General features: G+C 55.8%; 24 protein-coding genes. 9 read left to right on the forward strand and 15 right to left on the reverse strand.

Annotated features, from left to right (window positions below; all coding sequences use genetic code 11):
- Positions 1-2: 2 nt before the first annotated feature.
- From folA to NMD14_14760, 4 genes are all read right to left on the reverse strand, one after another.
- Complete coding sequence (folA, locus tag NMD14_14745; GenBank protein XEI32006.1) at positions 3-494, reverse strand: type 3 dihydrofolate reductase; 492 nt, start codon at positions 492-494, stop codon at positions 3-5.
- A gap of 18 nt (positions 495-512) precedes the next feature.
- Positions 513-980 (reverse strand): threonine/serine exporter family protein, encoded by a 468-nt coding sequence (locus tag NMD14_14750; GenBank protein XEI34776.1) that lies wholly within the window; start codon positions 978-980, stop codon positions 513-515.
- Positions 977-1,774 (reverse strand): threonine/serine exporter family protein, encoded by a 798-nt coding sequence (locus NMD14_14755; GenBank protein XEI32007.1) that lies wholly within the window; start codon positions 1,772-1,774, stop codon positions 977-979. Before NMD14_14755 ends, NMD14_14750 begins: the two co-directional genes overlap by 4 nt.
- 233 nt (positions 1,775-2,007) lie before the next feature.
- Entirely contained in the window at positions 2,008-2,343 is a 336-nt protein-coding gene (locus tag NMD14_14760) for a DUF3135 domain-containing protein (protein XEI32008.1), read from the reverse strand.
- 405 nt (positions 2,344-2,748) lie between these two features.
- On the opposite strand from NMD14_14760, the gene mog reads away from it, so the two are divergent.
- Entirely contained in the window at positions 2,749-3,279 is a 531-nt protein-coding gene (gene mog / locus NMD14_14765; protein XEI32009.1) for a molybdopterin adenylyltransferase, read from the forward strand.
- 83 nt (positions 3,280-3,362) lie between these two features.
- Here the strand turns inward: mog and NMD14_14770 are convergent, their stop codons facing one another.
- The 7 genes from NMD14_14770 to NMD14_14800 all read right to left on the reverse strand — a co-directional run bounded on the left by NMD14_14770 (position 3,363) and on the right by NMD14_14800 (position 9,992).
- Positions 3,363-3,764 (reverse strand): DUF2541 family protein, encoded by a 402-nt coding sequence (locus NMD14_14770; protein ID XEI32010.1) that lies wholly within the window; start codon positions 3,762-3,764, stop codon positions 3,363-3,365.
- 179 nt (positions 3,765-3,943) lie between these two features.
- Positions 3,944-4,153, reverse strand: a complete 210-nt coding sequence (locus NMD14_14775) for a YgdI/YgdR family lipoprotein (protein ID XEI32011.1) — start codon at positions 4,151-4,153, stop codon at positions 3,944-3,946.
- Between the two features lie 332 nt (positions 4,154-4,485).
- Positions 4,486-6,720 carry a hypothetical protein gene (locus NMD14_14780; GenBank protein XEI32012.1) on the reverse strand — a complete coding sequence of 745 codons (2,235 nt, stop codon included), beginning with the start codon at positions 6,718-6,720 and terminating at the stop codon, positions 4,486-4,488.
- Between the two features lie 193 nt (positions 6,721-6,913).
- On the reverse strand, positions 6,914-7,663 hold the full coding sequence (locus tag NMD14_14785; protein XEI32013.1) for an oligogalacturonate-specific porin KdgM family protein: 750 nt from the start codon (positions 7,661-7,663) through the stop codon (positions 6,914-6,916).
- Between the two features lie 419 nt (positions 7,664-8,082).
- Positions 8,083-8,412, reverse strand: a complete 330-nt coding sequence (locus tag NMD14_14790) for a cupin domain-containing protein (GenBank protein ID XEI32014.1) — start codon at positions 8,410-8,412, stop codon at positions 8,083-8,085.
- 12 nt (positions 8,413-8,424) lie between these two features.
- Positions 8,425-9,045 carry a bifunctional 4-hydroxy-2-oxoglutarate aldolase/2-dehydro-3-deoxy-phosphogluconate aldolase gene (locus tag NMD14_14795; GenBank protein ID XEI32015.1) on the reverse strand — a complete coding sequence of 207 codons (621 nt, stop codon included), beginning with the start codon at positions 9,043-9,045 and terminating at the stop codon, positions 8,425-8,427.
- Between the two features lie 8 nt (positions 9,046-9,053).
- The gene (locus NMD14_14800) at positions 9,054-9,992 is read right to left on the reverse strand and encodes a sugar kinase (protein ID XEI32016.1); all 939 of its coding nucleotides are present in this window, start codon (positions 9,990-9,992) and stop codon (positions 9,054-9,056) included.
- A gap of 390 nt (positions 9,993-10,382) precedes the next feature.
- Between NMD14_14800 and NMD14_14805 the strand changes: the two genes are divergently transcribed.
- From NMD14_14805 to NMD14_14825, 5 genes are all read left to right on the forward strand, one after another.
- Positions 10,383-12,176: a hypothetical protein gene (locus NMD14_14805; protein XEI32017.1), complete on the forward strand. Its 1,794-nt coding sequence runs from the start codon at positions 10,383-10,385 to the stop codon at positions 12,174-12,176.
- A gap of 109 nt (positions 12,177-12,285) precedes the next feature.
- Positions 12,286-14,034, forward strand: a complete 1,749-nt coding sequence (locus NMD14_14810; GenBank protein XEI32018.1) for a hypothetical protein — start codon at positions 12,286-12,288, stop codon at positions 14,032-14,034.
- A 166-nt stretch (positions 14,035-14,200) separates the two neighbouring features.
- Positions 14,201-15,037: a 5-dehydro-4-deoxy-D-glucuronate isomerase gene (gene kduI, locus NMD14_14815; protein ID XEI32019.1), complete on the forward strand. Its 837-nt coding sequence runs from the start codon at positions 14,201-14,203 to the stop codon at positions 15,035-15,037.
- 71 nt (positions 15,038-15,108) lie between these two features.
- Positions 15,109-15,888, forward strand: a complete 780-nt coding sequence (kduD, locus tag NMD14_14820) for a 2-dehydro-3-deoxy-D-gluconate 5-dehydrogenase KduD (GenBank protein XEI32020.1) — start codon at positions 15,109-15,111, stop codon at positions 15,886-15,888.
- A gap of 66 nt (positions 15,889-15,954) precedes the next feature.
- A complete protein-coding gene (locus NMD14_14825) occupies positions 15,955-16,464 on the forward strand; it encodes a YgjV family protein (GenBank protein XEI32021.1) in 510 nt (169 codons plus the stop codon).
- A gap of 105 nt (positions 16,465-16,569) precedes the next feature.
- Here the strand turns inward: NMD14_14825 and kdgR are convergent, their stop codons facing one another.
- A complete protein-coding gene (kdgR, locus tag NMD14_14830) occupies positions 16,570-17,367 on the reverse strand; it encodes a DNA-binding transcriptional regulator KdgR (GenBank protein ID XEI32022.1) in 798 nt (265 codons plus the stop codon).
- A gap of 362 nt (positions 17,368-17,729) precedes the next feature.
- Between kdgR and NMD14_14835 the strand changes: the two genes are divergently transcribed.
- Positions 17,730-18,701: a sugar kinase gene (locus NMD14_14835; protein ID XEI32023.1), complete on the forward strand. Its 972-nt coding sequence runs from the start codon at positions 17,730-17,732 to the stop codon at positions 18,699-18,701.
- Positions 18,702-18,878: 177 nt separating this feature from the next.
- On the opposite strand, the gene NMD14_14840 is transcribed toward NMD14_14835, so the two are convergent.
- The 3 genes from NMD14_14840 to NMD14_14850 all read right to left on the reverse strand — a co-directional run bounded on the left by NMD14_14840 (position 18,879) and on the right by NMD14_14850 (position 20,515).
- The gene (locus NMD14_14840) at positions 18,879-19,319 is read right to left on the reverse strand and encodes a flavodoxin (protein ID XEI32024.1); all 441 of its coding nucleotides are present in this window, start codon (positions 19,317-19,319) and stop codon (positions 18,879-18,881) included.
- 90 nt (positions 19,320-19,409) lie between these two features.
- Complete coding sequence (gene truC / locus NMD14_14845; protein XEI32025.1) at positions 19,410-20,183, reverse strand: tRNA pseudouridine(65) synthase TruC; 774 nt, start codon at positions 20,181-20,183, stop codon at positions 19,410-19,412.
- The gene (locus tag NMD14_14850; GenBank protein ID XEI32026.1) at positions 20,180-20,515 is read right to left on the reverse strand and encodes a YqcC family protein; all 336 of its coding nucleotides are present in this window, start codon (positions 20,513-20,515) and stop codon (positions 20,180-20,182) included. The genes truC and NMD14_14850 overlap by 4 nt, the downstream gene beginning before the upstream one ends.
- A gap of 277 nt (positions 20,516-20,792) precedes the next feature.
- Here NMD14_14850 and NMD14_14855 point away from each other — a divergent pair, with 277 nt between their 5' ends.
- Both NMD14_14855 and NMD14_14860 read left to right on the forward strand, forming a co-directional pair.
- A complete protein-coding gene (locus tag NMD14_14855; GenBank protein XEI32027.1) occupies positions 20,793-21,833 on the forward strand; it encodes a DUF3549 family protein in 1,041 nt (346 codons plus the stop codon).
- A gap of 105 nt (positions 21,834-21,938) precedes the next feature.
- Positions 21,939-22,238 (forward strand): DUF3301 domain-containing protein, encoded by a 300-nt coding sequence (locus NMD14_14860; protein XEI32028.1) that lies wholly within the window; start codon positions 21,939-21,941, stop codon positions 22,236-22,238.
- Positions 22,239-22,288: the final 50 nt, after the last annotated feature.

A 22,288-nucleotide genomic window follows, 5' to 3' on the forward strand; every position in this document is an offset into this window, starting at 1 on the left:
AGTCAGCGCCGCTGCCAACTCTCGAAACAGTAGGAGTGCGGGTTCTTCTCGTCGGCAGGGTGGCTCTCGCTGTCGATGCGCAGCCACTGGCCATCGTCAAAAACGGGGAAGCGGGTATCCCCTTCAACGGCCAGATCGATTTGCGTCAGGTAGAGGCAATCCGCACTCGGTAACATCTCGGCATAGAGATGACCGCCACCGATCACCATCAACTCCGCCACCGAGCTGCTAGCCAACAGAGCCAGCGCCGCCTCGACGGAGCCCACCACCTCGATGCCCTCGGCCTGATAGCCGGGATTGCGGCTGATCACCAGATTGCGCCGTCCGGGCAACGGTCGACCGATCGATTCAAAGGTCTTGCGTCCCATCAATACCGGTTTGCCGAGGGTCAGCCGTTTGAAGTGGGCCAGATCGGCAGGCAGATGCCAGGGCATCTGGTTGTCCTTGCCGATCACCCGGTCGCGGGCCATGGCGGCAATCATGGAAATCTTCATGGGGCCTCTCACCGTCTGTCAGATTATGGGGCGGTTACGGTACACGACCAGAGAGGGGATCGCCAAACCGAAACTGAGGGCGCCAACGATAAAGAGCGCCTTGAGGCCGTTCTCCACCGCACTCTGGATAAGCTCCATGCTCACCCCCGAGATATTGAGCTCCACCACCGCAATCATGGTCTTGAACGCATAGCTGCCCGGGATCATCGGAATGATGGAGGCGACGCTGAACACCGGACGCGGCGCCAGCAGACGGCGCGACCAGTAGACACAGACAAAGCCGACCGTGGTCGCCGCCGCCAGCGTCGCCCACTCGATGGGCATACCGTAGTGAATGAGCAAGGTGCGCAGACTGTGAGCCAGCGCCCCGCCCATGGCGCAATATTTCAGCATCCGCGGCGGCACGTTGAACAGCATGGCAAAGCCCACCGCCGGGATGGAGGACCAGAAGGCATCCTTGGCCAGTAACCAGAGCAGATCCGTCATACTTTCCACCCCCAGATCCCGGTCAACGACATGGCGAGAATGATGCCGATGGCAGCGCTGATGGTCAGCAGGGTTGCCGTGCCCCAGCGGGCCAGCCCCATGTTGAAGTAGCCCTTGACCATATCGGAGACAGCATTGATGAGCGGAAACCCCGGCACCAACAGCAGCACGCTGGCCGCCATGGCGAGGTAGGGCTGACTGCCCCAGCCAAAGAAGGTGGCGCTGGAGGAGAGCAAGGTGGCAATAAAGCCGGTGGCAGCAAAGTTGATGAGCGGGCTATGGTGATGACGAGCAATCAGCTGGCGCACCCGCATCGCCACGGCAGACGAGAAGCTGGTCACCAGGAAGATGGGCCAGTCACCGCCAAACAGCAGGCTGAAAGCGCCACAAGAGAGCCCGACCATGGTGACCACCAGCCAGGGGTGATAGTGGAAGGGGACGATGGCTTCGAGGCGCTGGCGCACTTCACGGGCACCAATCAGCTCTTTCTCCGCCATGATGCAGATCCGTTGGATCTCGCACACCACCTGCATATTGATGCCATGTTCACGCACCCGCCGGGTCGTGGTGACACAGCCCCCCTGATAGAGGCTGGTGAGCACGATGGCGCTCGAGGAGATGGCCATTTCGACACTCTCCAGCCCCAGCGCCATCCCCAGCCGCACCGTGGTCTGCTCGATGATCCGGCTCTCCGCCCCGAACTGAGCCAACATCTGGCCCACCTTGACGATAATGCGGGTGATCTCTGTCTGTTGCTCCCGCGACAACACCCGTCTTGGTGTGATACTTCTCATAATCCCTTCGAGTCGTAGCAATAAAAATTTCGGCCATATTAGCCTAACTTTTACTGTTATTCATCCACCCCTATCACAACCTGGTTGATGAGTTATTACATGAAGGGGAAAGATGTTACATTACAAATACATTACGACTAACATTAAAAACCATAACAATCAGGGCGCCATCAACCCCTTTATTTTGCCCCCCCCTATCTCGCTCAAATATCAGCAAGTGGGGTTATTGCAGATTATTTATGACGTCGATAGTCTGCCAGATGGATTATTTTACCACTGCCATCGTTTTCAGGCGGAGAGCCACCCTTTTCTCTGAATTGGATCATTTCGCTGCGCATCACATAAAAGGATTCCCACATCATGTTGGCAATCCGGATACAGCTATCGAGATTGTTTTTCGCCAAGCGGCGCTGGCCATCAATCTTGAACTGCAACCCGCGCAAACGGCGCTGCTGATCGGGGCTCGCTCGTGCAATCAACAGGTCGACCTGCTGCTCCAGGATCGCATCCAGCCGGGAAGGCTCACGCGCAGCCAACTCCTTCAGGGTGTCAAAATCAGGCAACTCCATATGCCCTCCCAGGTAACGCCAAAGGGCAGCACAAGCCTGTGCTGCATCCCTATCTCACACTGAACCCGCGCTCATTCTATTCTCTGTATACGATGCCGATATAAAGGGTTCAATCAACCAGATAGCGACCTTCAGGGTATTATCGATATTGGCAGCATCTCTCTATTTAAATTTCGTTAAGGATCAAACGATTATTTTTATTAATCGGCTCACCGGTTACTTATAAAATTTTGTCTGATGCAATTTGTTTTTTATTGCCTATCAATAAGTGGCAGCTCGCAATTTTCGCTTCATTCGACGCTGGATAATCGGAATCCGGAAGGCTCGACTTTTCTGACGATTTAACTTATCTCACTGATTATGCTATTTTAATTTCCACTTTTATCCGACATTCAAGAGCAGACCATGAGCAAGGCAAAAATCGGTATCGTCACCGTCAGCGATCGCGCCAGCGCGGGCATCTATGAAGACCTTTCCGGCAAGGCCATCATCGACACCCTGAACGCCTATCTGACCTCGGCGTGGGAGCCCGTCTATCAGGTGATCCCCGATGAGCAGGATCAGATTGAAGCGACCCTGATCCGGCTGGCGGATCAGGAGCAGTGTTGTCTCATCGTCACCACCGGCGGCACCGGCCCGGCCAAGCGGGATGTCACGCCGGAAGCGACCGAAGCGGTGTGTGATCGCATGATGCCGGGCTTTGGCGAGTTGATGCGGGCCGAATCCCTCAAGTTTGTGCCGACCGCCATTCTGTCGCGCCAGACCGCCGGACTGCGCGATGACACCCTGATCGTCAATCTGCCGGGCAAACCCAAATCGATCCGCGAGTGTCTGGATGCGGTCTTCCCCGCCATCCCCTACTGCATCGATTTGATGGAGGGGCCTTATCTCGAATGCGATGAAACCGTCATCAAGCCATTTCGGCCGAAAAAATAGCGAACCCGACCATAAAAAATAATGGCGAGCCACGGCTCGCCATTATTTTTTACTCATCTGTGTGCGCAGACAACCTGCATCGATTATTTTCGGCCGAATACTTTTACGCCCGCTTTGCTGCGCTCTGAATTACCGTACACTTCGATTTTTTTCACACAACGACGTGAGCCCAGTGATTTCCACTCGGTCTCTTTATCACTGCTCATATCCCGATCGAAACGAATGGTCTTGGTACGATCACCACCATAGGTCACCACCACCCGATCCAGGGTCAAATCACGCTCCGCCTTCACCTTGATATATTTGGTCTGACGGCAAATCACCAAAGGAATTGTCGCTCCATGATCACCGGCCCCCAGCAAGATTGTCCGCCCCAGCGTGAACTGATCATCGCCAGCTTGGCTAGCAGACGCCACGACCAACAGGATGCCACCCAGCAGGGTGCGCGCGGAAAAACGGGAATTCCAGATAGACATCAAGGACATAACACCTCCAATAAAAAACGGAGTGTCATGATACGGAGCAAACCCTAACAGAAGCTGTATCACTGCTGAATTTGCTGCGAATTTGCTGCGAATGTGCGGAAATAATCAGAGAAAACAGCGCGACTTGCCGGCAAAAATAAAAAAGGCCGCAGATAGCGGCCCTTGCGGCACGACAGCGCTTATCGCTCCAGGATTTGGGTCACATCATCTTTTTTGATCATCACTTCACGCCCTTCATGATCGTAATAGCGATACATGCCGGTACTCTCGTCCAGCTTGGGCTTGCTCTCGGTGGTGATCATCTTGCCATCCTTGGTGCTCATGATGTATTGGGAGCTGCATGCCACCAGCCCCAGGGCGCACACCAGGATCATCATCAGTTTTTTCATAGGCGCACTCTTCTCCTTTCACCCTCACCACGAGGGTGTCATATCCAGCCTACTCCAATCCGACAGACAGTCGGCAATTTGCGCATAAAGTGAGATCACTATCAAAAATCAGCTACTTGCGGCCACCCGGTTTGCCACTGCCACCCGTGCAGAGGACTGCAGCCAAGAGCCAGCCGATCAGAGGCGGGTGATGGTGTGCTTGACGACAACCCGTTTACCTGTCCCTGTTTATCAACGTCCTCTTCCCCACGCTTCCGCGAAGAACCAAAAAAAGGGTCCGGTGACAGGCACCGGACCCAAAGGTCTCACAGGACACAGGAGCTAAATGTGTATCAGGAGGCGTTGCCCGGCTTGATGGTCAGCACGCCAGCGTCGTCACGGCTAAAGCTAAGCTCGCTAGCGCGCATGAGCCACTCCTGACGCAACGCCTTCTCTTCTGCTGCAAACGCCTTGCCTTTTTTCACCTCAACCTGATTACCCAGGTAGTCGGCCAGCTTGTGGGCGTCGCTTCGCAGCGAATGGTTGCTGTCAAAGTGCACGCTCACCTTGCTCTTCGGATAGGGATTGCTGCGCACGATATAGTTGTAACGGGCGTTATCCACGGCCACGTTCCCCTGCAAGTCCAGCGCACCGGTGTTGAAGTTGTCGGTAAAGCCATCCATGTTGTTGGCGATCGCCTGCGAATTTTTGACCACATGGGCCACCGGCTGGCCTTCACCACCGAGCTTAAAGCCGTTACCAATGGTGCCGGTCGGCGCCTGGTGACCAAACGGTAGACCGTTGCGATACGCCACGCTGTTAACAATGGTCACCGGCTGGTTGGGGCCATCTTCAATCTTGTTAAACAGATCCCAACCATCGTCGGCGTTGTTGTAAGCGAGGCAACCGTCAAACAGGTTACCGGCACCGACCCCCAGCTTGGCCGCAAAACCGTCGGCGTTGATGCCGGAATCATCGCGGTTGTTGTACGAATCGCTGTTTAGCACCAGGTTATGGGACGGCCACAGGCTCGCGCTGGTGTAAACGCCGTTGGCGGTGATCCAGATACCGGTGTCGGCATTGTTGCGGGCCACCAGACGCTCGAGGCGGTTGTGGCTGCCGGCAACGCGCAGGAAGGCCGGGTTGTTGCTCTTAAGCGAGCCATCCGGGTTACCGTCGAACACCAGACCATCGAGCGTCCAGTAACTGGCGTTGAGCACCGAGGTGGTCTTGGTAAAGACTGCCTTGTGGCGATTGACCGCCTGCAGGCGCTTGGGCTCGGCCGGCAGGCCGCTTTGCGCAGCAGTCAGCTCAAAGCCCTGATACTCGCCGTCAGCCAGCCAGATGGTGCCACCCGGTTGCAGCTGGGCCAGTGCGGTGGCCAAATCCACCGGAGACGTCTCGGTGCCATTGTTGCCAGCGACCCCGGCTGGGGCCACATGGATAGCACGGGTATCTGCCACCGTCGCCGCTTGCTGGGTGATGGTAAAGGTCTGCTCGACCGCCTTGCCTGTGCTCGGCCCTTCATTGGCGGTAAAGGTCACCTTCAACGCGTTCTCACCGTCTTTCAGCGCCACCGGCAGTTGCAGGAACTCGCCGCCTTGGGCCGGGTGGTCCTTACCATTAAAAGAGACAACCCCGTCATAGTTGGGGCGCAGTTGCAGCAGATAAGAGCCGCCCACGTTGGTGGCGGCAGAGGCGAGCTCAAGGGCTGCAGCATCCTGCACCGCCTTCAGGGCGGTGGCCTGCTTGCCATCCTTGATGGTCTCCCCCAGGGTCAGTTTGGCGTTGTCGAAACGGGCCTTGGCGTTACGGGAGGCAAAGAAGCCGACAAAGGCGTTCTCATCCTGAGTAGTCAGAAAATCCGGGCGATCCGGGGTCTGCTGCTGGGCGTGCAGTTTACCGGCTTGGTCATACCAGGAGAGCAGGAAGCCATCGGCATTGCGCTCCAATTTCAGGTGGAAGCTGGTTTTGCTGAAATCCACCCCCTTTTGGTAGGGCTTGCGCTCAATGGCCACCCCCTTGTTACCCCAAGGCTGCGCTACGCCGCCACGCTGCACCGAGACCAGATTGACCAGATTGTCGTTGGCCTTGTTGGTGGTCAGCGCGGCGTTGAGCAGCATGTTGGAGGCGTGCGGGAACTCTTCAAACCCGGTGGGCTGCGGCATCAGACGGCTCTGACCCAGGCTGTCACGCACAAACAGGCCGGCGCCTTCCTGCGCGTTCGGGGTTTTGCCGTTTTCCGGGCCAAGCTGCAGGATGGTCATGTCCGCTTCCAGCACGAATGCCCGATCTGCCGGGATCTGGCTGTAATAGACGGTCATACCATCGTGAGAGTTGGCCAGCTTGCCACCGCGACTTTCAATCAGAAACGACGGGTAGAGCGGGCCACTGACACCTGGCTTGATGGCGGGGCCATCGTCCTTGAGCTGAACCTGATTCACACCGACCTTGGTCGGCAGAACGTTGGAGGAGAAATTAAGATCGGTCGACTGGCCGAAGGTGAGTGCTTGCCAGCTGCCATCGGCAGCCATCACAGCGGAGCAACCCAGAACAGAGGTCAACAGGGCCAGAGTTTTGATTTTCATCGTGCATTCCTTGTTCGATGTGTCAGGGGCGACACCATCAGTGCAAAGCAGATGACGAGCCTTATTCGAGATAACAGCCCGACACGTTGAAATAACGGAGCATCTCTTGCGATCTATTTTTATCAATAAACCGCACAAATAAATAAAGGCAGCCACTGCGTGGCAAGGGCTGCCTTATTGATGCTGATTGGGATTAGAAGTTGTACTTCAGACCAACGCGGTAGCGGGGGATATATGTATCCTTGTAACCAGGTGTATCACCACGCTCATTACCTTGGATCCAACCAAACTCAACAAACGGCTCCCATTCTTTATTGATTTTGTAGCCTAGGCTCAAATTGTGATCCCAAGTTTTACTCTTGTTAGCAAAACCACCAGAATAGATACCATTACTTCCAGCTGCATCTCGGTCCAAGTCATTATAATCCAACTCGTAACCTACAGTAATTGCGGGAGTCAATTTATAGCCAAGATTAAGAGTCAAATTGTCACGATGTGGCTTATCATAGTTACCATGACCACCTTCGTTTGTCATACGCCAGCGATAGCGCAGACTGGTCGAGAAATCTTTGGTTACATTATAACCAGCTCTGACAAATACCTGATAATCAGATCTTGAAGTTCCACTATCAAGTTGAACACCCGGTTGGAAGGACCATTGGTCGTTCAATTTATATTGGTAATTAAGAGTGAAGACCGAACCATCAGCTTTGATATTGTTAAAGAAATCCAAATAACTTTCGCCTTTCCCTTCATTTCTCCACTTTGCTTCTGCGCCAAAACCAACGCCATTGGCCAGACGATGGCTGATAGCAACGCGATCCTTATGCTCACCCTTATCAGGGGTATATTCATGACGATAGTTAAGAGTTGCAGCATGTGCAGTGGCGGCGGAACCCAGCAATCCCAACAAGGTCAGCGCAGCGATACGGCTTACTTTCATTTAAGTCACCCTTCGTGTTTGTTGTATCTATTGGGGTCATATTAAACAATTGCAAAAATAAAAAATAAGATCTCGCACACATAAAAATGAAACAATATTCCACAAAACTTCAAATAGTGATCCAACTCAACAATCCCAATAAAAAACGCACTATCGTCAAAAGACCTGAGGAAAGAGGATCAGCCAGCGTAAACGCGACCGGGCCTTGCAACATGATGCCAACACCCTAGTGAGGCTCATGTCCGTTGTGTCAGTACCACAAGCCGCTTGGTAGCTACACTCATGCAGACGTGGAGGAAAATCGGGGGCAGGCTGGCAAACGTAGCACCTCTCATCCATCCAATAACGAGAGGCGAATTACACGAAAAAAATCAGGGCGCATCCAAGATGCGCCCTGTCAATTCAATCAGCGATAACGCTTATTTGGCGGCGAGAAAATCTTCCCGCTGCGGCGTAAAGGTATCGAGCAGCACGCCAGCGGCGCGGCAGACACAGCCGTGCACCACATTTGGCTTTTTATAGAGGGTGTCGCCAGCCTTGACCAGATGGGTCACGCCATCGATGGTGAAGTCAAACTCGCCGGAGAGCACATAGGTCAACTGCTCATGGGGGTGCTGATGCAAAGGACCGATCGCGCCGGTTTCAAAATGCACCTCAACGCCCATCATGGTGCCACCGTGGGCCAGGATCTTGCGCTTTACACCGTTACCGAGATCGTCCATCTCGATCTTGTCATTAAATACAAACATCTTGCTCTCCTGTTACAGGGCGGCCATGGCTTCGCGGGCCAGTTCGCGGATGGTGTCCCACTCGCCAGCATCGATCAGATCGCCTGGCACCATCCAGGTGCCCCCGCACGCAAACACGGAGCCAAGGCCCAGGTACTGCTTGATGTTTTGCGGGCTCACGCCACCGGTCGGCATAAACTTGACCGGATACACAGCGCTCAGCGCCTTGAGCATGGCCACGCCACCGGAGGGCTCCGCCGGGAAGAACTTGAGGGTCTTCAGACCCATCTCCATGGCCTGCTCGACCAGACTCGGGTTGTTGACGCCCGGCACAATCGGCATGCCGCGCTGCTGGCAGTAACGCACTGTGGTGGGGTTAAAACCGGGGCTGACCACGAAATCGACACCGGCCTCGATGGCTTCGTCGACTTGCGCAGTGGTCAGCACGGTACCGGCACCAATCACCATGTCGGGGAACTCGGCGCGCAGGTTGCGAATGGCCTGGGCGGCCGCCGGAGTACGGAAGGTGATCTCGGCGCTCGGCATGCCGCCTTCAATCAGGGCGCGGCCCAGTGCTACGGCATCATCGGCATTCTTGATGGCGATGACGGGGATGATTTTGAGCTCGGAGAGTCTTTCAACCAGAGTGGACATGTCATTCCTCATGCTACAGAAACAGGTGAAGTGGGCATCAGGGCCTTGGCAATGATGGCGCCACGATGCTGAATTACGGTGCCCGCCAACTGGTGGGCATAACGGGCGGACTGTTCGGGTGAGCCGCCAGCCAGGCGAATCGCCAGGTATCCGGCACTGAACGAGTCACCGGCCGCGGTGGTATCGACGATCTGTTCGGCCTTGAGCGGCTCGGCAGCCACCAGCAGCGGCTCGGCGGCAGTGATCACCATGCAGGGCTCGCCACCCCGCTTGATGACAATTTCGCTCACGCCCCATTCGCGGCTGCGCTCGATGCAGGCAAGCTCGCCATGCTCGCCCCACAGGGCCAGCTCGTCATCAAAGGTGAGGAAGGCGATATCGGTGCGCTTCATCACCTCGCGATACCAGTGCTGGGCCGTGTCGAGATCTTCCCACAGGCGCGGACGATAGTTGTTGTCAAACACCACCTTGCCGCCACGGGCACGGCAAGTATCTAGCAGCGTCAGTAAACGCATGCGATCGGCGGCCGGCAAAATCGCCAGGGTGATGCCGCTCAGATAGAGATAATCCATTGCGACCAGACGCTCACACACCGCGTCGGTCTGCTCACTTTGCAGCCAGTAACGGGCGGCGGCATCGTTGCGCCAATAGTGGAATGTACGCTCCCCGGTTTCATCGGTTTCAATCAGATAGAGTCCAGGCAACTTGTCTGCCCTGCGCTGCACCAGATCGGTATAGATTCCCTCTGCTTGCCACTGGGTCAGCATGTCACTACTCATGCTATCGCCCCCCAAAGCAGTAACATAGTGCACCGCTAACGATGGGTTAGCGCGACGCAGATACACCGCCGTATTGAGGGTATCCCCTCCAAAACCACGCACGATGCCTTTGCTGTGCTCTGCCAGCTCAACCATACATTCACCAATCACGGCAATTTTGACAGTCATAGGCCCCCCCTTCAGGTAAGCCGCTATTTTATTACTAAAAACGCACGCGTCAAAACAAATGAAATGATATTTCATTTTTTGTGATAGTGCGCAAACCTTCATCTTACCTCGCAAGAAAAGCCTTATCATGCGCTGCCACATCCACACACCATCATGCAAGAGAAAAATGAATTGCCTTTTAAAAATCAGATCAATATCTCAATTTGCAGCATGTCAAATGTCATCATTAACGTTTTGGGAATCTCATCACCTTTTTTTTGGAACGGCGTTTCTAAAATGAGGCATCTTGTTTTAAGTTTCCTAGAAATTTTTAAAGATGCACCTATCGGCAACTCATCACTTTCCTGATGAGGATAGGATTACCCTGAATTGACCTGAGTGAGTGAACCTATGAATACAGATATGTTGGTGGTGGGAGGCTATTTCATACTGATGATCCTCATCAGTGTTGCCTTCAAGAAAATGGCGAGCAAATCAGCCAGTGACTACTTCCGTGGTGGTGGCCGCATGCTTTGGTGGATGGTGGGGGCGACCGCGTTCATGACCCAATTCTCGGCCTGGACCTTCACCGGTGCGGCCGGTAAAGCGTTTAACGATGGTTTTGCTGTTACCTTTGTGTTTCTTGGCAATATCGCAGCTTACATCCTCTCTTACTGGTGGTTCAGCCATCGCTTCCGCCAGATGCGAGTGGATACCCCTACCGAAGCGGTCAATCGTCGCTTTGGCAAAGGAAACGAGCAATTTTTCACCTGGGCGATCATTCCTCTGAGCATCCTCAGTGGCGGTGTCTGGTTGAACGGCCTGGCCATCTTTGTGGGTGCCGTGTTTGGCTATGACATGACCACCACTATCTGGGTAACCGGTCTCTCTGTACTGCTTATCTCCATGTTAAGTGGAGCCTGGGGCGTGGTCGCCAGTGACTTTGTACAAACCCTGGTCGTCGCCGTTATCTCAGTGGCCTGCGCCGCGGTAGCCCTCTTTGCCGTTGGTGGCCCGAGCGAGATCATCACCAAGTTCCCGACCGACTTCATCATGGGGCCGGACATGAACTACGGCGTGCTGCTGGTTGGCTCCTTCCTGTTCTTCATCGTCAAGCAGATGCAGAGCATCAATAACATCCAGGACTCTTACCGCTTCCTCAACGCCAAGGATTCCAACAATGCCCGTAAAGCGGCACTGCTGGCGATGGGCTTAATGGTCTGTGGCACCCTGATTTGGTTCATCCCGCCCTGGGCTATGGCCATCCTGGTACCGGACGCCGCCGCCTCTCACGCAGAGCTGGGTAACAAAGCAAGCGATGCTGTCTATCTGGTGTTTGCCGAGAAGTACATGCCACTGGGCACCATCGGTCTGCTGGTAGCCGGTCTGTTTGCCGCGACCATGTCCTCTATGGACTCCGCCCTTTGCCGTAACGCCGGTATCTTTGTGCGCAGCTTCTGGGCACCGATCATTTGCCGCAACAAACCCATGAGCGAGACCAGCGTGCTGCGTCTGAGCCAGGGGGTAACGCTGATCAACGGTATTCTGGTGATCCTCATTGCCCAGTTGTTTGCCCAACTCAAAGGACTGAGTCTGTTTGATCTGACCATGCGCGTCGCCACCTTGCTGCAATCCCCCATGCTGGTGCCGCTCTTCTTTGGTGTCTTCATTCGTAAAACCCCGAAATGGGCAGCTTGGGGCACAGTCTGCTTCGGTATGTTTGTCTCCTGGCTGGTGATGAATGTGTTCACCGCCCAGTGGGCTGCCGGCCTGTTTGGCGTGGAGCTGACCAAGCGTGAACTGTCTGAGCTGACCACTACCATGACGGTAGCGGCCCACCTGGTCCTGACCGGCGGCTTCTTCTGGGCGACCAGCCTCTTCTATAAAGAGGAGTCCTTCACGGCAGAAGAGCTCAAGCGTACGGCTGATTTCTTCCAGGATGTCGAGACCCCGGTCGTCGCCGATGATGAGCAGGATGAGTTTGACCGTCTGCAGCGCAGCAAGCTGGGTCATATCACCTTGATGATGGGCGCAGGTCTGATGCTTATGGTTCTGCTGCCCAACCCACTCTGGGGCCGGCTGCTGTTCGCCACCTGTGCAGGCGCCATCCTGTTGGTCGGTTATCTGCTTAAGCGCAGTGCGAGCAGCGCACCGCAGGCAAAAACCATACTCAAACCAAGCATGGCAAGCCACTCAACATCATGATCCATTACTAAACCCATTTTTTGTGGCGCCTTTCCAAAGGCGCCCTTTTTCGTTAGCACGACCACAGTGCCACCCCTTCCTCTCTTTTACTGCAAGCAGGCCAACTGCCATGGAGTTCATCGATTTTGCCATCGTCATCGGCTACTTTATCTTTATCGTACTGGCGGCATTAGGTTTTCGCCGGTTCGCTCTCAACAGCCGCCACTTTATCAATGGAGGCAATGCCATGCCCTGGTGGATGGCCGGGGCCACCGCCTTCATGACCCAATTTTCAGCGTGGACCTTCACCGGTGCGGCAGGCAAGGCGTTCACTGACGGCGCCACCATCCTGGCCCTGTTTTGGGGCAATGCGCTGGGCTTTTTCATCGCGGCTCGTTTCTTCGCGGCCCGTTACCGAAAATTGCGGGTAGAAACCCCGATGGATATCATTGCCCAGCGCTTCGGCCGCCCGACTGAACGTCTCTTTACTTGGCTACAGTTTCCACTCTCCACCTTGACGGCGGCCATCTGGCTCAACGGGCTGGCCTATATCATCTCGGCCATCAGCGGCATTAGCATCGCCCCCACCCTGTTGGTAACCGGTCTCTCCATCACCCTTATTTCTGCCAGCGGCGGCGCCTGGGCCGTCAATGCCACCAATGTCATCCAGCTGGTGCTGATCTTGGCCATTACCCTGATCACGGGGGCCTATGCCCTCTGGCTCGCAGGCGGTCCTGGCCCACTCATCAGCCACTTTCCTGGCAATTTCTGGCAGGGCAGCGACATATCACACAGCTCTCTACTGTTGGGATGGGTTGCCATGGTGTTGCTGCAACAGACGGTTTCGACCAACAATGCCAACGCCTGCTACCGCTTCCTGGTCACTCGTAATGAACCGGATGCCCGCAAGGCGGCGCGACTGGCTGGCGTACTGTTCATCATAGGGCCTGTGATGTGGTTCATTCCCCCCTGGTTCAGCGCTGGCCAAGGGGTCGATCTTAATAGCAGCTATCCTCAACTGGGTGCTCAAGCGATCAATGGTGCCTACCTGTACTTCGTCAGCCATATGATGCCAGCGGGCACCCTTGGACTGGCGCTGGCAGCCATGCTGGCGGCCACCATCTCACCCATGAGTACCGCACTCAATCGCAATGCCGGGATCTTTATCCGCAACATCTACCAAGCCCCCCATCACAGTGATGCCCATCTGCTCAAAGCCGGGCGCTGGGTAACCCTGCTCAATGGCCTGCTTGCAACCGTGCTGGCCTGGGTCATCGCGCAGCAAGACTCGATCGGTTTCTTCGAACTGGTTATGGCCATTAGCTCCCTGATCCAAATGCCACTGACCATTCCAGCCTTGCTAGCCGTGATCGTACGCCGCACTCCGGATTGGGCGGGATGGAGTACCGTATTGGTCGGTGCGATCGTCTCAACTAGCCTCCATCTTGGCTTTCACCCCACCCACCTCCCCACCTGGCTGGGTGGCGCAGAGCTCACCCCGCGGGAGGTAACCGATCTGACATTTGCCGTGACGGTGCTGGCTCACCTGGTTGTGACCTGCGGCTTTTTCTTGCTCACTCGTCTCTGGTATCAACCACAAGGGTACCCCCCTCACCGCGCTCGTCAGGTGGCTCAATTTTTTGCCAATCTCAAAAGGCCCCTGCGGCCCTCCGAGATAACGCTTGGCAATCCACAGCAGACCCTGCTGCTTGGCCGACTGTTACTACTGCTCTCGATCCTGATCGCCCCCCTGTTCTTGCTCACAACAAACTACCTGCATGGCCTGATCGCGCTGGCAGTACTACTAGCGGGCATCATCTTGTCTCTAAGCGCTCGTCGGGAAATGCGGTCTATCCACGGCTCAGAGCCCATAAAGTGAAAGGGGTGTCTGACGAACAGAGCAATTTCACAATCTACATCACAAAACATGAAACGTAGTTTCACTTTAATTTGATCGCGTTTTTTTGTTTTGCTATTGTTTCCACATCAAAGGGTGTTCATGACGCGTCATGAACACCAACAATGACCAAGAATTGAGGTTCAATATGCAAATTCGTCAGAGTATCCACAGCGACCACGCCAAACAACTGGACACCCAAGGGCTACGCCGCGAGTTTCTGGTTGAACAGGTGTTTGTTCCCAACGAACTGACGATGACCTACAGCCACATCGACCGGATCGTATTCGGCGGTATCATGCCGGGTCAGGCGCCACTTGCCTTCTCTAGCGATCTTGGCACTGCATTTGGAGTAAGCTACTTCCTCGAACGCCGCGAGCTGGGACTGATCAATATCGGGGGACCCGGTGTGATCGTGGTCGATGGCACCACCTATGAGATCGGTCATGCAGAAGCACTTTATGTAGGACAAGGAGCCCGTGAGCTCAGCTTTGCCAGCGTGTCCGCGACTCAGCCGGCCAAGTTCTACTACAACAGCGCGCCCGCCCACACCCACTACCCCACCCGCAAGGTTACCCAGGGTCAGGCCTCTCCAGCCACGTTGGGCGATGCATCCACCAGCAACCGTCGCACCATCTACAAGTATCTGGTACCTGACGTGCTGCCGACCTGCCAACTGGTGATGGGCATGACCCAGCTGGAAGAGGGCAGCCTGTGGAACACCATGCCCTGCCACACCCACGAGCGCCGCATGGAGGTCTACTTCTACTTCAACATGCAAGAAGAGGCCGCGGTGTTCCACATGATGGGCAAACCAGATGAAACCCGTCACCTGCTGGTACACAACGAACAAGCTGTCATCTCACCGAGCTGGTCCATCCACTCAGGTGTGGGTACTCAGGCCTACACCTTCATTTGGGGCATGGTCGGTGAGAACCAAGTGTTCGGTGATATGGACCATCTCGCAGTTAAAGACCTGCGCTAGTACTGATAATTCGCCTTACGGGGCGCGTCATCGCGCCCTGCTCATCACAACAAAGAAAGCATACTCATTCTGTGCTTAAAGGAAAAAACATGATTCTTAACGCATTCGATCTGAAAGGTAAGGTTGCCATCGTCACCGGTTGTGATACCGGACTGGGTCAGGGCATGGCTCTGGGACTCGCCCAGGCAGGCTGCGACATCGTTGGTATTAACATCGTCGAACCGACCGAGACCATCGCCAAAGTTGAAGCTATCGGCCGCCGCTTTTTAAGCCTGAAAGCCGACGTCAGTAAGGTGGAAAACTTGCCCGCGCTGGTAGACCAAGCAGTTTCACACTTCGGTCACGTGGACGTACTGGTAAACAATGCGGGTATCATTCGCCGGGAAGATGCGATCAATTTCAGCGAAAAAGATTGGGACGATGTGATGAATATCAACATCAAAAGCGTCTTCTTCATGTCCCAGGCAGTGGCCAGACAGTTTATCGCTCAAGGCAACGGCGGCAAGATTGTCAACATCGCTTCGATGCTCTCTTATCAGGGCGGGATCCGCGTGCCTTCTTATACCGCCTCCAAAAGCGGCGTCATGGGCATCACTCGCTTACTGGCCAACGAATGGGGCAACAAGGGGATCAACGTTAACGCCATCGCCCCAGGCTACATGGCTACCAACAACACGACTGCCCTGCGGGCCGATGAAGATCGCAATGCCGCCATTCTGGAGCGGATCCCGGCTGGGCGTTGGGGTGTACCAGACGACATGATGGGGCCTGTGGTATTCCTGGCCTCCGCCGCCTCTGACTACATCAATGGATACACAGTTGCCGTTGATGGCGGCTGGCTGGCACGCTAAATCCAATACCGTTTAATGAGGCGCCGCAAGGCGCCTTTTGTCATTCTCCCCTGACTGGAGAGTAAGATGTTTTTCGCTAGTGATTGGTTTGCCCAGTCAGTGGGGCTGTTGGCCTGTCTCGTTGGTACTGTGGCCTTCATGCAGCGCCAGGACAACAAGCTCAGACTCCACCTGACGCTCAACGGCACTCTGATGAGTCTGCACTTCCTGCTGCTGGGCTCTTCCGTGGCCGCCATCAACTGCTTACTTTGTGCGGTGCGCAATTGGGTATCGGGTTACTATCGAGGGATCGGCGTCATGCTGCTGTTCCTAACGCTGGCCTGGCTGCTGGTGATCCCTCAAATGACCCATCCGGTACAGATACTGACGCTGATCGGCACCACTCTGAGCACCTATGCCCTGTTTCGTCTCAACGGTATTGCGCTGAGACTGTGTATGTTAAGTAGTACCATCTGCTGGCTGAGCCACAATATCTGGGCGGGATCCATAGGTGGCATCTTGCAGGAGAGCATCTTCTTCGTCATCAACAGCCACACCATCTTCAAACTCTACCGGGCGGCCCCGCAAAATGCCTGACGATGCGGGCGAAAGCCTGCTTCTGGTATTAGCCATCGGCACCCACAGATGAAAAAAGAGCAGGCCAAGCCTGCTCTTTTCACGACAGATAAACCTCATTCGTGCTTATTGCTTGTTTCCGAACGGATAACTGTGAAAACCCAAACTGTCAGAGATCTTGGCGGCAGCATCGTGCAGTTGGGCCACCAGCGTCTCCTTGTTTTCTTCATGGAAACGCACCAGGGGCAGCGACAGGGAGAGCCCCGCGATGATCCGTCCCATGCGGTTGTAGATGGGCGCGGCGAAGCAGCGTAAACCATGCTCCATCTCTTCCCTGTCTTCGGCGTAACCCTGTTCCCGTACCTGCGCCAGCTCCACCAGCAGCTCATCGATATCCTTCAGTGTGTGCTCGGTGAAACGCTCGAAAGTGACATCCGCCAGCATGGCACGCACCTCGGTTTCGGGCCGCCAAGCCATCATCACCTTGCCAAGACCGGTACTGTATAGCGGGCGACGGCGGCCAATGCGAGAATACATTCGCAAATTGTATTCGGAGTCGATTTTGTGCAGATAGACGATGCTGTCTTCATCCAGGGTCCCCAGATGCAGTGTCTCTTTGGTCAGCTTGCCAAGACGGTACATCTGCTCATCGGCGATCTTGACCAGATCTTGGTGCTCCAGCGCCTTGGCCCCGAGTTCGAACAGTCTCAGACTGAGGACATATTTGTCGGTATCCCCCTCCTGAGAGACATATCCTAGGGTCTTCATGGTTTGCAAAAAGCGGTAGACGGTGCTTTTGGACATCATGATGCGCTGGGAGAGCTCCGTCACCCCGATCTCTTTTTGTTCCCCGAGTGCCTGTAGAATGCCAAACACCTTGAGCACTGATGAGACTGAATCGGGTGAGTTATCTAGCACAGACATATCTCCTTACAAAAAATGATTTATTGTTTCATTGTATTTGAAATACGCTGATAGTCATAGCTTCAGCAACCCCAACAGGGGTAACTCATTAAATAATAATAATAATATGTGCGATTACTCACATTCTCGCACCATTGAATTCTCACATGACCCCCTGCCAACTCAGGCTCGCTGACCTCATGTCCCTGCCGAGCCCTCTTTCCCGCTGATAAACACCCAACCTTCGCGACAAGAGAGTCGTGATCATATCCAGACACAAGACCATCGTCACAATTTAATGAAATTGTGTTTCAATTTATTTAAATCAAATCAAAAATAAATAAAATGATTGTATTACCAACACGAATTCAGCGAGAAAACGTATGTCTATCAAAGTTGCCGTCATTGGCGAGTGTATGATTGAGTTGTCCGAAAACCGGGATGGCATAGTGCGCCACTTCGGAGGGGACACCCTCAATACTGCCGTCTATCTGACACGCGCCAACCCGGATGTCGCCGTACACTATGTCAGTGCGTTGGGCACAGATCACATGAGCAGTGCCATGCTGGCCCACTGGCAACAGGAAGGCGTACACACAGAGCTGGTACAACGACTCGACCACAAACTGCCCGGCCTCTACCTCATCGAGACCGACGAACTCGGGGAGCGCACCTTCCACTACTGGCGCAACAACGCAGCGGCCCGTTACTGGCTGCAGACCCCACAGAGCGGCGAGATATGCCGCCAGTTGCAGGCATTTGACTACCTCTATCTTAGTGGCATCAGCCTCGCCATCTTGTCCGCAGAGGATCGCCAGACCCTGCTACAGCGGCTGGCCGAGTGCCGTGCGACTGGCGTCCGGATCGCTTTTGACAACAACTATCGACCGCGACTGTGGGAGAGCCAGGAAGCGGCCAGGCAAGCTTATCGCGCCATGCTGGCCTTGACCGATATTGCCTTCCTGACCCTGGATGATGAGTTCGCCCTGTGGGGCGACAGCGAAGAGGCCCAATGTCTGACCCGCACTCGCGAGCTGGGTGTCGAAGAGATCGTCATCAAGCGCGGTGCCGAGCCCTGTCTCATCGTCAAACAGGCATACCACTGCGAAGTGCCCGCCGTCGCGCTGGCAAAAGAGCGTGTGCTTGACACGACCGCAGCCGGCGACTCGTTCAGCGCAGGTTACCTTGCCGCCAGACTAGCAGGGCAATCCCTGGCCGACTCGGCGCATTATGCCCACCAGCTGGCCAGCACCGTTATTCAGCACCGTGGCGCCATCATCCCCTTGACGGCAATGCCACCCCACATGACGCCTGATCACTCCACCAACGAGACTGCCCATATCCACATGGTGTGAGCAACTCTCCGCGCTCAAGATCATCCCCGCCATCGCCATCAAGAATGCTGATGAAGTCCCCACGTTGGCACAATGCGGTTCACTTAAGCGGATCGGCATAAGATGGCGTTTATGCCAATAACAATCCCCTGCCGGTTAAGGAGCAGGGGATTGATATGGCTCTATTTCAGAGAATATTCAGGGCTGAATATCCCACTTTTTCAGCCAGCTGAGTGCCACCTGTTCGGGTTCATCGTGCACGGTGGCATCCAGCTCCAGCGGGGGAATCACTCGCGTGGCCCCCAGCTCTTGCAGCAATCCGTCCAGCCGACGGCCCGCACCACAAAAATGGTCATAGCTACTGTCTCCCATGGCAATCAGGGTATAACGCAGCCCTTTGAGCCAGGGGGCCTTGTCGGCCAGCTCGCTGGCAAAGGGCTGCAGATTGGGAGGAATGTCCCCCTGCCCTGTGGTGGCACTGACCAGCAATAAAAAACGGCCGGGGTCGATGTCCACCAGCCGTGCTTCTTCGTGCAGGGTGCAGTGATGCCCCTTGCGTTCCAGCTCATCTACCAGGGTCTCGGCCACCAGCATGGCTGCGCCATAGACAGTTCCTACCACGATATCGATCTGCGCCATTCTCCTCTCCCTGCTTGAGTCACTCTTTTTAGCAACTCTATCAGCAAGATGGCGTCAGATGCCACCGGTTCAGGGCTGAGGATCAGGCGCTTAGTAGTCGCTCTCGCTGGCGGGCCAGCCCAGCTCGGCAAACAGCCGTAGCACATCCTGACCGAGCGGCGCCTGGATCCGCATCGGCACCTTGAGCACCGGATGGGTAAAGCTCAGGGTGCGGGCCACCAGCAGCAGCCGTTCACAGCCAAAGTGGTCGCGAAAGAAGCGGTTGTGACGGCCATCGCCGTGGGTGGTATCCCCGACAATGGGGTGGAACAGGTGATCCATATGACGGCGCAGCTGATGCTTGCGGCCGGTCTTCGGGAACAATCTGACCAGGCTGTAGCGACTGGTGGGGTGCTTCTTGGAGACAGCATGAGGCAGCTCGACCTGATGCAGGCGACGGAAAGTGGTGACGGCATCCTGCGCCGGACGATCCGGGTTACTCATGGCATCGGCAATCTTGTCCAGCTGCTCCTTGAGGGGATAGTCGATCACCCCCTGCTCGGGTGCCCAGCCGCGCACCAATGCCAGGTACTCCTTGTGCACCTGACGTTGGGTAAAGGCTTCAGTCAGTGCGCGGGCAATCACCGGATCGAGCGCAAACAACAGCACGCCGGAGGTAGGACGGTCGAGGCGATGCACCGGATAGACATGGCGGCCGCCGATGAGATCCCGGGTCATCTGCATGGCAAAACGAGTCTCACCCTTGTCGAGCCAGCTGCGGTGCACCAGCAGACCGGAGGGCTTGTTGACCGCCACCAGCCACTCATCCTGATAGAGCAAGGTCAGCTTCAGGTCACTCTCTTCTCGGGTTTGCGCTGGCATCATTGTTCGATCACTTTGCCGGAGAGCAGCAGATCGAATCGGGCGATCAGCCGCAGCAGCGCTTCCACCTCGGCCAGCTGCTCTTTGTACACTTCGCTGGCCATGGGATAGAGGGAGACGCTGGTGGGCAACGGCGCCTGCAACATCACCAGTTGCTCCATGCGCGGGATCAGCACGAACTGCAGCCACTGATCAAAGCTCAGGGTATCGACACAAAAGGGCAGGGTACTTGCCAGGGCGTCGTCACCGGGATGGTCAGCTTGCCAGCGCTCGAGGCGCTGCAACTCGGCGGTGAGTTCCCCCAACAGGCCAGCTACCAGCAAATATTGATTCATCTCGCTCTCTTCCTCATAACCACAGATTGATCCGCCGACCCGACAGGGTCAGCCAGGATACCGATACATTCAGTCGCACAGCACCGGCGGTTCAGCCGGTTCTATCGACATACACGGCAGCCAGTGCAGCCTGCCGCCGTTAAAAAAGGGCGATACTATACACCTCCCCCCGCATGGCTGCCATGTTGATATCTGCCACAGCGCGCGTCTGCTGCCACTGGCTATCCTCGGCAAGGGCCTTATAATCGGCCCGCATCACCCTTAGCCGGATCTCACCATGTCTGCGACGCCGAACGCCATCAATACCTTGACCGAATTTCTGACTCAGGCTGGCACCCAGTTCCAGCTGTTTGACATGGGCCGCCAGGTGCGGCCACTGGCAAACGATACCTTTGTCCGCATCGAACAGCAGCAGGAGCCCTACCCCTGGCCGCTACAACAGCACGCCTGGCTGGGTGTGCACTTCTTCCAGCCGAGCGAGTCTCGCCACTACCTCTGGTTCCTCAAGTTTGCCCTCGATGAGCGCGGCCTGCTGATGTCAAACGGCCCCAAGTTGTTCATGGATCAGGTGGTCGAGACCCTGGGCTACAAGCTCACCGGTGATCTGAATGAGGAAAAAGCCCAGCGCTTGGCCGACAATCCCTACACCTTCCGCCCGGCAGAGGCCAAAATGGCCAGTCTGCACGCCAAGCTGGCGCGCCAGTTGGAGCAGGCCCCTTCTGCCTATTACGATGCCCTCTGCCACTATCTGGCCGCCCCCAACGACACCGGTTGGCAGACGCTGGGGCTGCAGGGCTTTGCCGATCTGGCCGAGCGGCTGCATGATGAGCGCAATCTGGCGCTGATCTGCAAGGCGCTGCCCAAGCTGCCGCAAGAGCCGCTCTATGCCCTCTGCCAGAGCCTTGAAAACGCCCCGCTGCCGCCGGCAGTACAAGGTGCCCTGCTTGAGCGGATCGGCAAGGAGCAGGAGTGCGCCGCCCCCAACCCTGAGACCCTGGCCTATCTCTGCCGCGCCATGGCCTCCTGCCCCGGCAGCACGCTGCGCAGCAACAAGCTGCTGACCCTGCTGCAAACCCAGCCGAGCCCGGCGCTGCTGCTCGCCATCGCCGGTCGGCTCTGGCCCGATCTGAAAGATGCCAATCTGCTCAGCCACTATCTGGAACAGCTCGCCTTGCAACCGACCCAGTTCTTCAATCAGGTTTTTGCCGAGTTGGTCACTTTACCGGCCCTGCGCAATGATATGCTGGCCAGACTGCGCGACCCCGACCGCAGCGATGCGCTGGGCAAGGCCATCGGTCGTCTGTTTGCCTCGGCCTGATCCCTCGCCTCACGCCACGAGGCAACACGGCGGGAAATAGAAAAGGAGATCGGGAGGACCGAGCAGGACTCCCGGTTATCGACATCACGATAAGGAAGCCCGCCTATGGGAGAGATGCTCGGAATTTTGTTGCTGATTGCCGTTGCCGGCCTGTTCTGGCTGCAACGCCAACAGGCAGAAGTGGCCTGGCAATATATGCGCCGCTACTGCCAGCACCATGATCTGCAACTGCTGTCGCTGGCCCGCCATCGGCGAGAGCTGGCCCGCAATCCCCTACGTCTGCTGACCCACTATCAGTTTGAATTCTCCAGCGATGGCGAGAGCCACTATCAGGGCACCCTCAAGATGCAGGGGCTGCACGTTGTGGGCGTTGATCTGCCACCCCATCGAATCCCCTCGGTCTGATCGCTCGTCTCGTCTCAACGCCCGGAGGCTATGCCTGTCTATAATCTCAG

The sequence above is a fragment of the Aeromonas veronii genome, assembly GCA_041319085.1.
Taxonomy (GTDB): domain Bacteria; phylum Pseudomonadota; class Gammaproteobacteria; order Enterobacterales; family Aeromonadaceae; genus Aeromonas; species Aeromonas veronii_F.